This window comes from Vibrio sp. ZF57 (assembly GCF_001691235.1).
GTDB classification, from domain to species: domain Bacteria; phylum Pseudomonadota; class Gammaproteobacteria; order Enterobacterales; family Vibrionaceae; genus Vibrio; species Vibrio crassostreae_C.
In genome coordinates this window covers 1-10,676 of the sequence record NZ_MAKD01000113.1, presented here as the reverse complement: position 1 = coordinate 10,676, position 10,676 = coordinate 1, and the positions used below count along the sequence as shown (strand labels likewise).

Annotated in this window: 10 protein-coding genes and 1 other RNA gene; 4 read left to right on the top strand and 7 right to left on the bottom strand. The window is 42.8% G+C overall.

The window, feature by feature from the left end:
• Nucleotides 1-36 precede the first annotated feature (36 nt).
• The 4 genes from A6D97_RS17235 to smpB all read right to left on the bottom strand — a co-directional run bounded on the left by A6D97_RS17235 (nt 37) and on the right by smpB (nt 3,803).
• Nucleotides 37-1,254, bottom strand: a complete 1,218-nt coding sequence (locus A6D97_RS17235) for a site-specific integrase (RefSeq protein WP_065584888.1) — start codon at nt 1,252-1,254, stop codon at nt 37-39.
• 238 nt (nt 1,255-1,492) lie between these two features.
• A complete protein-coding gene (locus tag A6D97_RS17230) occupies nt 1,493-2,788 on the bottom strand; it encodes a site-specific integrase (protein WP_065584887.1) in 1,296 nt (431 codons plus the stop codon).
• Nucleotides 2,789-2,884: 96 nt separating this feature from the next.
• Nucleotides 2,885-3,251: a transfer-messenger RNA gene (gene ssrA / locus A6D97_RS17225) on the bottom strand.
• A gap of 66 nt (nt 3,252-3,317) precedes the next feature.
• A complete protein-coding gene (gene smpB / locus A6D97_RS17220; RefSeq protein ID WP_004735156.1) occupies nt 3,318-3,803 on the bottom strand; it encodes an SsrA-binding protein SmpB in 486 nt (161 codons plus the stop codon).
• Between the two features lie 119 nt (nt 3,804-3,922).
• Here smpB and A6D97_RS17215 point away from each other — a divergent pair, with 119 nt between their 5' ends.
• Nucleotides 3,923-4,351, top strand: coding sequence for an SRPBCC family protein (locus A6D97_RS17215; RefSeq protein ID WP_010438915.1), 429 nt, complete (start codon nt 3,923-3,925; stop codon nt 4,349-4,351).
• Nucleotides 4,352-4,354: 3 nt separating this feature from the next.
• Nucleotides 4,355-4,666: an RnfH family protein gene (locus A6D97_RS17210; protein WP_010438916.1), complete on the top strand. Its 312-nt coding sequence runs from the start codon at nt 4,355-4,357 to the stop codon at nt 4,664-4,666.
• Between the two features lie 216 nt (nt 4,667-4,882).
• Here the strand turns inward: A6D97_RS17210 and bamE are convergent, their stop codons facing one another.
• The 3 genes from bamE to nadK form a co-directional block, all read right to left on the bottom strand.
• Complete coding sequence (gene bamE, locus A6D97_RS17205) at nt 4,883-5,242, bottom strand: outer membrane protein assembly factor BamE (protein ID WP_010438918.1); 360 nt, start codon at nt 5,240-5,242, stop codon at nt 4,883-4,885.
• A 167-nt stretch (nt 5,243-5,409) separates the two neighbouring features.
• The gene (gene recN, locus A6D97_RS17200) at nt 5,410-7,074 is read right to left on the bottom strand and encodes a DNA repair protein RecN (protein ID WP_017059862.1); all 1,665 of its coding nucleotides are present in this window, start codon (nt 7,072-7,074) and stop codon (nt 5,410-5,412) included.
• Nucleotides 7,075-7,355: 281 nt separating this feature from the next.
• On the bottom strand, nt 7,356-8,240 hold the full coding sequence (gene nadK, locus A6D97_RS17195; protein WP_017066747.1) for an NAD(+) kinase: 885 nt from the start codon (nt 8,238-8,240) through the stop codon (nt 7,356-7,358).
• Nucleotides 8,241-8,383: 143 nt separating this feature from the next.
• Between nadK and grpE the strand changes: the two genes are divergently transcribed.
• Nucleotides 8,384-8,965 carry a nucleotide exchange factor GrpE gene (grpE, locus tag A6D97_RS17190; protein ID WP_017069543.1) on the top strand — a complete coding sequence of 194 codons (582 nt, stop codon included), beginning with the start codon at nt 8,384-8,386 and terminating at the stop codon, nt 8,963-8,965.
• Nucleotides 8,966-9,353: 388 nt separating this feature from the next.
• Nucleotides 9,354-10,628 carry a dicarboxylate/amino acid:cation symporter gene (locus A6D97_RS17185; RefSeq protein WP_017072011.1) on the top strand — a complete coding sequence of 425 codons (1,275 nt, stop codon included), beginning with the start codon at nt 9,354-9,356 and terminating at the stop codon, nt 10,626-10,628.
• Nucleotides 10,629-10,676 lie beyond the last annotated feature (48 nt).

The window sequence follows — 10,676 nt, the reverse complement described above, 5'->3', positions numbered from 1 at the left end:
GATTGTTCTGGTTAAACTCTAGGAACGTGGCCAATATCAGTTGACCACTACAGTATGTGATGTATCGATCATGTTGACAATCGGAGCGAGTATGGCTGGGTTGTATTGGTAGCTATATGTGTCGAATGACTCTGAGTTGTGCTCGAGGCCAACGACAGACTTAACCAGTTCGTTTGATACTTTAGCAATTTTTGCTGCATTTTCATGCCCTACAATAGACTCTACAAGTTCCATCGATACTAAGTTTTGTTTTAGTTCATTCACAAAATTATGACGGAATGAGTGAAAATCAAACCCTTCTCCTGCTTTGATACCGAGCTTTTTACGACGGCGTGAAAACCACTTTGAGGGATTATGTGAAAAGTACCCATTAGTAGGTGTTAGCTCAGAAAACACCTGACCATTCTTTTTCGAGTTAACAAACTCTATAAAGCCTTTCTTTAGCAGTTCATCATGTAAAGGGACAAGTCTGGTCACACCTGTTTTTGTGCTTTGATCTTCATAGGTTTCACGAATGATGATGCAATGGAATCCGTCAGCAATAACAACATCATCGACCCAAAGTTGGCATATCTCATTGAGTCTTGCTCCCGTATATCTTAGTAACAGAGGAACCCAGTAGTAATATGGATGTAGGTACTGATGGTTGGCATAGTCAGGCATTGAGAAAATGTCTAGTAAGTGCTGTTCGGTGAAAGGAAAACGCTTTTTCTCCTTGCTAACTCTTTTAGTCGGCATCTTGTAAAACACATTATCAGAAACATAACCACGAGCCTTTGCCCAGCTCAGAAAGGTCGACATTTTTTGGAAGTGTCCTCTAGCAGTCGATAATGAAATGTAGTCCTTCGGCTCTAATAGAGATTCATTTTTTGCAATTAAGTCAAACCCTTCCAACCCTCTAAACTCTTCATACTTTCTCGGGTTTTTAGGTCTATAGCAGTAGGCTTGGGCGATCTGCTCTGCACCAATGCGATCAAGCTCATTGAGTTCTAGAAACCCCATAAAGTGAAGAATAATCTTGAGTACACTGCTATCTTGATGAATGTTTTTAGGCTTTGATTTTTTAAGCTTAAGGCGATACTGAGTGTACTCATCCAGAATTTCAAAGCATGTCTTACGTTTCACCACCCTTTGAGTTTTGCGAGTTGGACGCTCGAATGTTACCGATTCAGTTCCCGAATTGGTCATGATGTTGTAGTTGTGGATTACTTGGTGTGAAGCATCACTAGCCGAAGATGAAGTCGCTAAAGACATTGTTTATCCTTAAATTTACTTAATTAATGTGTCTCCAATTAATGTAAAGAAAAGGTGTTTAAGCTGTAAATGGCCTGACTTTGAGGTTAAGTTGTTGTTTTTAAAGTAAATTAAATAGTCAATAGTGTGGCTTACACACATCCTATTGTAACTAACTGTTTTACAAGGACTTTGTAAAAAAGTTGGGCGTGAATTCACGCCCAAGACTTTAAAAAAACATAATAGAAATATAACTTTCTCAGGTAGATGGTGTCATTTTGAGCAGTTTTGCTACTGATTCTAACTCAATTAGGTCTATTACCTCTTTGAGTTGGCTAGTATCGAGTTCTTTTCCGTAGCGATCGTACGTGATGCTATTCAAGGTATGACCCAAGATCGCACCTGCGACAATATGAGAAACCTTTTTACGTTTGAGCTGCGTAGCAAAAGTATGGCGGAAGGAGTGAAAATCATGGCCTTTACCGAATCCCAATTTAGTTTTGAAGCGTCCGTACCACTTAGAGGCGGCACTACCAAAGCCATCTCGCGAGTCTTTTAGTTCAGGAAATACTCTTTCATGTTCAACTGAATGTAGGTATTTAATAAAGCCAAGTTCGATTAACTGGCGGTGAATAGGGATGACGCGACGGCTCGTCATATTTTTGATTTTTTGTCCCTCATGCCGGTCATCGATTTGAATGACCCAAACCCCTTCTCGTTGGCAAATGTCTGACTTATAGAGCTGACAGAGTTCATTCAATCTAGCACCTGTTAAACTGGCAAGAAGTGGCAACCAGTAGTAGTAGGCGTGCTTGAACTTATGCTTAGCATGAATCTCGGTACTAAAGATTTTTTGTAAGTCTTTGCTTGTATAAGCGTTCTTGGCTTCACTGTCTTTACGCCTCTTGCGAAACCGAATTGCTTTAAACGGATTGATGTCAGTAAACTCATTTAAATGACACCACTCGAAGAATCCCGAAGTCTTTTGGCAGTAGTCTTTTACCGACTCTTCACTCAGTGTGGGCATTTTTAGGCTGTCATTGAGTTTGACGGCCTGCTTAGCTGTCAGCCCCTTGAACTGTTTTTTTTTCTTCATATTGACTGGGTATTGTCGTAATAGCTGCACTGCATCTTCAGCATCACGTCTGCGAATTTCAGGGAGGTTGGATTTCCCAAGCAAATCAAGGACGGTTTGACACTTCGCTTTTAGCATTTCAACGGCTTTTGGTGATATATGTTGAGCCTTGTAAAGGCAAAAGCGCTCTAACATCTTTTCTGGGCATAACGCCTTAAGCTTTTTCTGTTTCGCTGATGGGCGCTTTTTTTCATTATGAATGGGTCTGACTTGCTTTGATGCTGTGGTTTCAGTCGGGGATATGATTGTGCGACGAACCTGTATCTCTAGTTCTAATGCTAAAAGCGTAGCTTTATCTTTGCATGATGTTTTCAGCGAGCGTTTGACTTCACGAAGCCCGTCAAATAAGTGCCGATGTTCAGATGGTATTTGGTAACGAAACTGCCAAATACCAGATTTTGAGAGAGATAAATAGCGCATGTTTTAGTACCAAAATGTAGTACAAACAGCCTAATATCGAAGCTTTAGATACAAAAAGGGCGGTAAATCAGTGACTTACCGCCCTTTCCAAACGTTTGGTGGAGCTGGCGGGAGTTGAACCCGCGTCCAAAAATCATTCATCATTGGTACTACATGCTTAGTCGATCTTTAATTTCACCAGCAACCTGCGAACCGACACGCTAGTTAAAGGCTAACCTGAATTATAATTCGCGCTTTTCCTCTCAGGTGGGAGAAGCCACGCTAGCTAGTTTGGGTTTGATCTCTTATTGGTCCCCGTCTTACGAGCGGAAGCTAGGGTAAGAGAGCTCTGAGCAGGTTATTAAGCTGCTAGTGCGTAGTTTTCGTCGTTTGCGACTATTTTTTTGCGGCTTTTAACGTGGCCAACCGCCCCACGGCATGCACCTCAGACTTCAAAATTCCTGTCGAATCCTAAATCAGCCCCAAGTGTTATTTGCATAGTACCAGAAAAGCTTACCCTGTCTAGCACTGTGCGTTTAAGTGCTTAAAATTAACGCAAATTACTCTTCATAATTCGTGCTTTATCTCTCGCCCAATCTTTTTCTTTCATATCAGTACGTTTATCGTGCAGCTTTTTACCTTTCGCTACGCCAACTTTAATCTTCGCCCAAGAGCGAGACCAGTAAAGTGCGGTTGCGACAAGCGTCATGCCTTCACGGTTAATACGACCGATAAGGTTGTCGAGTTCTTTTCTCGACATTAATAGTTTACGGATACGTGTTGGGTTCGCCACGATATGAGTACTCGCTTGAGTTAGCGGAGTAATCGTCATACCACTGATGAATGCTTCGCCATCTCGGATGTATACGTAGCTTTCTGCGATATTGGTTTTGCCTTCACGTAGGGATTTTACTTCCCAGCCTTGTAGCTCAAGCCCCGCTTCTATCTCATCATCGATGAAATATTCGTGGCGAGCTTTCTTATTAAGCGCAATGGTATTACTACCGGCTTTTGATTTTGATTTATTCTTTGCCATAATGGCCTCATTATACGGAATGCGCCCTAGATGGGGAATCCTTTTTATTTGCGCTCTGGCCCAATACAATTAAAATTGCAGTTTGTGTTAATGTAACGCTGTCTTTAACAGGAGTCTATATGCCAAAGGTTACTCGTTCAGCATTAGTGTCTTTTAGTGCCGACCAGATGTTCAGCTTGGTCAATGATGTTGCTCGTTATCCTGAGTTTTTGCCAGGATGTTCTGGTTCTCGTGTGATCGAATCTTCAGATTCCGCGATGGTGGCTTCGGTTGATGTCTCTAAAGCTGGTATCAGTAAAACATTCACTACGTCGAATCGAATGGCGGATGGTGCTGAAATTTTAATGGAGCTGGTAGATGGCCCGTTTAAGAAGCTGGAGGGGGGCTGGTATTTCACTCCTCTAGACGACCAAGCATGTAAGGTTGAACTTAAACTAGAGTTTGAATTTTCTAGTCGAATGATTGAAATGGCATTTGGCAAGATTTTCAATGAACTGACAAGCAATATGGTCAGTGCTTTTACTCAACGAGCGAAACAGGTTTACTAAGCCATGACTATTGAATCAGATATGATCCACGTAGAAGTTGTGTTTGCGCTTCCACATGAGCAGCGTGTATTTACCTTAGTGGTAAATAAGAACGCGACCGTTGAAGAGATTATTGCGCAGTCTGGTGTTTTAGAGTTGTATCCAGAAATCGACTTGGCGAAAAATAAAGTTGGCGTATACAGCCGCAACGTTAAGTTAGATGCAACCGTTCGAGATAAAGATCGTATCGAAATTTATCGAGCACTGTTAGCCGATCCAAAAGAAATTCGCCGTAAGCGTGCTGAACAAGCAAAAGCGGCCGCAGCTAAATCGTAATGCTAAACAAGTTTGACTAAGAAGAGAGCTCGCTATATTGGCGAGCTTTTTTGTGCCTGTTGGTTAGACAACGCAGCTAATTTGTTAGCAGATATTAAAAAGCCTGCTCATGTGAGCAGGCTTTTGCGATTCTTGCTTTGTCGACCGATAGCTTTGTCGACTGATAGCTTTATCGGCCAAGAGCTTTGTTGACTGGAAAGCTTTGTTGGTTGAAAGCTAGCGAAGGCTTTCGAAGAATTCATCACTGGCTTCAAAATCACCATTGATCGTCACTAAGGTGCCCGTTGCATCAAAGTTAACAACAAGATTTTTTTGAATCGAGTCTTCATGGCCTTTTGTGTGGTGGTAAATGTAGTACCACGTATCTGGGTAGCCATTTTCGATAAGCATAGGTGAGCCCATAACGTAACGAACTTGTGTTTTTGTCATGCCAAATTTCAGCTGATCGACAGCTTCTTGTTCAACATAGTTACCCTGATTGATGTCAATTCGATAAACCAACTTCTCTAGTAGAGAGCAACCGGTCAACATTGTTAGTGCAAGTGGAACTGCAACTAACCACTTTTTAATTCGCATAGTCTGAGATCTTTCTTCGCTAAAATACTGCCTGATAATAAACAAGCTCCAGCAAGAAGTAAAAAGCTCCTTGCGCTTTGAGCTTGTTATGACTGGCAATTTTGAATTAAGTTGCAAAATTGCCAAGAATTTTCGGTAAATTATCAGAAAGTTGCTGAATATGTAACCTAAGCTGCGATTAATAACTCTTTTGCGTTGGCAAGCGTCGATTCTGTAATCTGGCTGCCACCAAGCAGTCGAGCAAGCTCTGAAACGCGTTGTTGCTCATCAAGCGTGTGCATTTGAGTCTCTGTTTTACCTGATTTCGTGTTCTTCGCTACAAACAGCTGCTGGTGACCGCAACCGGCAACTTGAGGTAAGTGAGTCACACACATCACCTGCGTAGATTCACCCAGCTTACGTAGCATTTTTCCGACAACCGCAGCGGTTGGCCCACTGATACCCACATCGACTTCATCGAAAATCAGGCTTGGTGTATCCACTTTTTGCGCTGTGATCACCTGAATCGCCAGTGAGATTCGTGATAACTCACCACCAGAGGCCACTTTCGCAATTGGCTGCATTGGTTGGCCTGGGTTGGTCGAAACAATGAAGGTCACGTTATCCATACCCAATGGGGAAGGATGCGTGTTGGTGTTGTTCACTTCAATGGCAAACTGCGCTTTTTCCATGCTTAGTTCGTGCATGCTTTGCGTGATCAGTTTGTTGAGCTCTTTTGCGTAACGAGTTCGAGATTTATGAAGCTTCTCTGATTTAGCAACGAACGATTGGTATTGGTTTTCCACCTCGTTTGCTAATTCTTCCAATTTTTCATCAGAGCAATCAAGCGCTTCAACTTGTTGTAGTAAGTCTTGATGGTGCTTATACAGCTCTTCAGGTAACACGTGGTGTTTACGAGACATCGACATCACTTTAGAGAAACGCTCCTCAACGTAAGCCATACGACCGGGATCAACATCAATGCTGTCTAGGTAGGTTCTTAACTCGTTGTTGGTCTCTTCGATCTGAATAATGGCTTCAGAAAGCAAGTTCGGTAACTCGGCCAATCTTTCATCTAGCTCAGCTAGCTGAATTAAGGAGTTATTGGCCGATTGCAGAATACCAAGCGCATTAACTTCTTCGCCTTCATAAATAAGCTCGATAGCTTGCTGACAGGTTGTGGCCAGTTCTCCGCTATTGGAGAGGCGCTTATGCTCTTGTTCGAGGTCTTCATATTCTTCCTCCCCAATAGACAGCTCATTTAACTCTTTGATTTGGTATTCAAGAAGTTGTTTTTGAGCTTGGTTTTGCTGGCTATTTTCACGTAACTCTTTTAAGTGGTTATCCGCTTGTCGCCAGGCTTGATAAGCATTACGTGTCGATTTCAATAGGTTCAAGTGGCCTGCGTATTGATCAAGCATGGCCATTTGGTAATCGCTTTTCATCAACTGGTGATGCGCGTGTTGACCATGGATGTTGATCAGCAGTTGTCCTAGCGATTTCAATTGCGAAAGAGGGACAGGGCTACCGTTGATGAATGCACGAGAACGACCTTCTTTTGAGATGGTTCTGCGCAGGATGCACTCACTGCCATCAAGCAATTCGTTGTCTTCTAACCAGCGGGTAGCATGCAGATTGTTCTCAAGTAAAAAAGCGGCACTGACTTCGGTTTTTTCTTCACCTTGTCGAACCATTCCTGCATCGGATCTTCCTCCAAGGCATAAGCCTAAAGCATCGATAGCGATAGATTTACCCGCACCAGTTTCCCCGGTGATTGTTGTCATGCCTTTAGAGAGTTCTAGCTGTAAAGACTTAACAATAGCGAAATTATTAACACTTAAATGAGCCAGCATTTTTATTTACCTGTATAACTGAACAATACTGTATATAAGCTCAGTATATACTGTTTCTTTATACAGTAAAGTCGACAGGTGAAAATTTTTTGCGACAGCTCTCAGAATTGAGCTTGTCTGTAGATCACTGAAACCGCTATAGATTCCCAACTCAGTCGTTCCTCCCTCTTGGGAATGACGATGTGGTGGATTGGCGTAAAGATAGAGGCGGTGGGCTTTTAATCGGCAATAAAAAAGGCTGACGAATGTCGTCAGCCTTTTTAAAATCGTTCGCTTTTCACTTAGAACAGCTTGCTCGACCAGCCTAGCTTGTTACGTAGAACGTGGTAGTAGTTGTAGTCTTTAGGGTGGATCAGTTTGAGCACATTTGGGCTTTGGTAAATGTGGATCTCATCACCAGGAGAAACAGGCAGTGAGATTTGACCATCGCAGCTCACCTCCTGAGTTCCACGGTTATCAGGCGATACGATAAGCTTAATACGACGCTTGCCATCCACCACTAATGGGCGGCTTGAAAGGGTATGCGGGAACATTGGCACGAGTGAGATAGCATTTAGGCTTGATGACAGGATAGGGCCGCCGCCGGAAAGCGAGTAGGCGGTAGAACCTGTCGGTGTTGAGACGATTAAGCCATCAGAGCGCTGTGAGAAGGCGAAGCTATCATCGATATACACTTCGAACTCGATCATGTGCGCCACTTGTCCGGGGTGCAGTACTGCCTCATTAAGTGCCGCATTGTGGCTTTTTATCTGGCCGTGACGATGAATTTCCGTTTCAAGTAAGAAGCGCTCTTCTTCCATGAACTCGCCTTTGAGAACATCAGTCAACGCGCTCTGGAAGTTTTCAGGGTTGAGATCGGTTAGGAAACCAAGATTACCTCGGTTAACACCAATCACTGAAATGTCGAAACGTGACAAGATTCTAGCGGCACCGAGCATGTTTCCGTCACCACCGACCACAATGGCGAGATCGGCGCGTTTACCTAATTCAATCAGGCTAGAAAAATGTTCTTTTGGGATGTCGTCTAAAATAGTGGCGAGCCTGTCATCAACAAACACTTGATAACCCTCAGCACTTAACCACTGATAGAGCTCTCTATGAGTCTGAATTGCTTGCTGATCTCGAGGTTTACCGATAATGGCGATGACTTCAAATGGCTTTTTCATAACGTTTCCAAACGAATTAGGCTTGAATCAAAATTCTTCATCCCCATAATAAAGGCAAGTTGAACGTCTATGCGAGTGTTTTATATCAATTTGGGGTGCAAACACGCCTGTCACTTGCATTGAAAACGAATTCTGGAGATATCATGAGCAACGAAGAAAACAAAGTAACCGAAGCAGAGCTAGATCAGATCATCGCTGAAGCTGAGAAAGTTGAAGAAGCTGAACTGAATGAAGACGCTGCTGATGAGCAGGAAGCAAAAATCGCTCAACTGGAAGCTGCACTGCTTTCTAGTGAATCTAAAGTGAAAGAGCAGCAAGATTCTGTTCTTCGCGCGAAAGCTGAAGTTGAAAACATGCGTCGCCGTAGCGAACAAGAAATTGATAAAGCGCGTAAATTCGCTTTGAACAAGTTTGCTGAAGGTCTGCTTCCTGTAATCGACAACCTAGAGCGTGCAATGCAAGCAGCAGACGCTGAAAACGAAGTGGTTAAGCCACTGTATGAAGGTGTTGAGCTAACGCACAAAACGTTCGTAGACACAGTCGCTAAGTTTGGTCTTAAAGAGATCAACCCTGAAGGTGAAGCGTTCAACCCTGAATTCCACCAAGCGATGTCTATTCAAGAAAGCCCAGATCACGAATCGAACACGGTTATGTTTGTGATGCAAAAAGGCTACGAACTAAACGGTCGTGTGGTTCGCCCAGCGATGGTTATGGTTGCTAAGTAATGACGAATTACGTTGCCAAGTGATTGACTGGTGCATTGACTGAGTTAGTCGCAGCGACAAAATAAATCACTGGTTTGCGTAAAATAAAAAGAGAGGTATAGGCCTCTCTTTTTTTGTGCCTATAACTTGAGAGTCCACGTAAATAAGCATCAAAACCGCATTAAGAATGTCGTTCTTTTTATTTCATTCAGATCAGCGATTTAGAGTTTTGTGTTATGAAACTTGTTGTGATTGAGTAAATGTTTTGATGTCACATTTGTGATGTTTTTGTAAATAAATACTTTTAATTGTTATCTTTGTATGTAAAATCCACTGCCATATAGCGATTTTGGTCGCATATATAACTATAAAAGTACAAATTTTAAACACAACAAACTGGAGAAGAACGATGGATAAATCGCTCTCAAGTAAAATTTTTGTAGGCTTGTTCGCCGGTCTACTTATTGGTACTGCTATTCAGTACCTATTCAGCGGTATTGCTATTTTTGATACGTATCTACTTGGCGCTGCCGAAGGTGCTGGTGGTATGTTTGTATCACTTATCAAATTGCTTGTAGTTCCTCTTGTATACGTATCTATTGTTTGCGGTATTGTTGAGCTAAAAGATATTCGTTCATTTGGCCGTCTTGGTGGTAAAACCTTTGGTCTTTACATTATTAACACCATCATCGCGATTTCAGCAGCGCTAACGATTGGTCTTATTTTCCAACCAGGTGCAGGTGCGAACCTTGCGGGTACGGTTTCTGAGACAATTGCGCTTACAACAACTGAAACACCAGACATCTTCTCTCTTGTTGTTAACATCGTTCCTAGCAACCCTGTAGAAGCGTTCGCAAGCGGCGACATGCTACAAATCATCTTCATGGCAATTTTGACAGGTCTTGCTATTCAAGCGCTTGATTCTCGTGGTGGCCCAGCTATCAAGACATTCAAGATGGCTAACGAAATCATGATGAAGCTTATCGGCCTAGTAATGAGCTTGGCGCCTTACGGTGTATTTGCTCTGATGATTCAACTGGGCGCAACACTGGATGCAGACACGCTAATGTCAGTTGCTGGCTATGTGGCGCTTGTGGTTGCAATGCTTGTGTTCTGGATTTTCTTCTTCTATCCAATGATGGTTGGTTCATTCACTGGTATTTCTCCAAAGCAGTTCCTACGTGCAACTCGTGAGCAAGTTCTATTCTCACTATCTACAGCAAGTTCGAACGCAACAATCCCAGTAACAATGCGTACTCTTACTGACAAACTAAACGTATCTAAGTCAGTAGCAGGTTTCGGTGTACCACTGGGTGCAACAATGAACATGTCTGGTGTATCTATCTACATTGCACTCGCAACTATGTTCGTAGCAAACGCGTTTGGTCAGCCAATCAATACTGCTGATATCTTCACTCTTGGTCTAACTATCCTGCTACTGTCTATCGGTGCTGGTGGTGTTCCTGGTGGCGGTGTTGTGATGGTAGGTGTTCTATTGCACCAACTAGGTTTACCACCAGAAGGTCTAGCGATTGTTGCTGCTGTTGACCGTATCTGTGACATGTTCTGTACTTCTTCTAACGTTGTTGGTGATACTGCGGTTAACACTATCGTAGCGAAATCTGAAAACGAAATCGGCGTTGAAGCTAACGAAGAAGCTGAGCTAAAGAAAGCAGAAGCATAATTCTTAATTAAGATTCGATAATTAGAAGCCCCGCTCAATGAGAGCGGG

Bases quoted from the DNA above. Each gene is read 5' to 3' on its own strand.
- A6D97_RS17215 (WP_010438915.1), top strand. From the start codon at position 3,923: ATGCCAAAGGTTACTCGTTCAGCATTAGTGTCTTTTAGTGCCGACCAG.
- nadK (WP_017066747.1), bottom strand. From the start codon at position 8,240: ATGAAAAAGCCATTTGAAGTCATCGCCATTATCGGTAAACCTCGAGAT.
- A6D97_RS17235 (WP_065584888.1), bottom strand. From the start codon at position 1,254: ATGTCTTTAGCGACTTCATCTTCGGCTAGTGATGCTTCACACCAAGTA.
- A6D97_RS17230 (WP_065584887.1), bottom strand. From the start codon at position 2,788: ATGCGCTATTTATCTCTCTCAAAATCTGGTATTTGGCAGTTTCGTTAC.
- A6D97_RS17185 (WP_017072011.1), top strand. From the start codon at position 9,354: ATGGATAAATCGCTCTCAAGTAAAATTTTTGTAGGCTTGTTCGCCGGT.
- A6D97_RS17210 (WP_010438916.1), top strand. From the start codon at position 4,355: ATGACTATTGAATCAGATATGATCCACGTAGAAGTTGTGTTTGCGCTT.
- recN (WP_017059862.1), bottom strand. From the start codon at position 7,074: ATGCTGGCTCATTTAAGTGTTAATAATTTCGCTATTGTTAAGTCTTTA.
- grpE (WP_017069543.1), top strand. From the start codon at position 8,384: ATGAGCAACGAAGAAAACAAAGTAACCGAAGCAGAGCTAGATCAGATC.
- smpB (WP_004735156.1), bottom strand. From the start codon at position 3,803: ATGGCAAAGAATAAATCAAAATCAAAAGCCGGTAGTAATACCATTGCG.
- bamE (WP_010438918.1), bottom strand. From the start codon at position 5,242: ATGCGAATTAAAAAGTGGTTAGTTGCAGTTCCACTTGCACTAACAATG.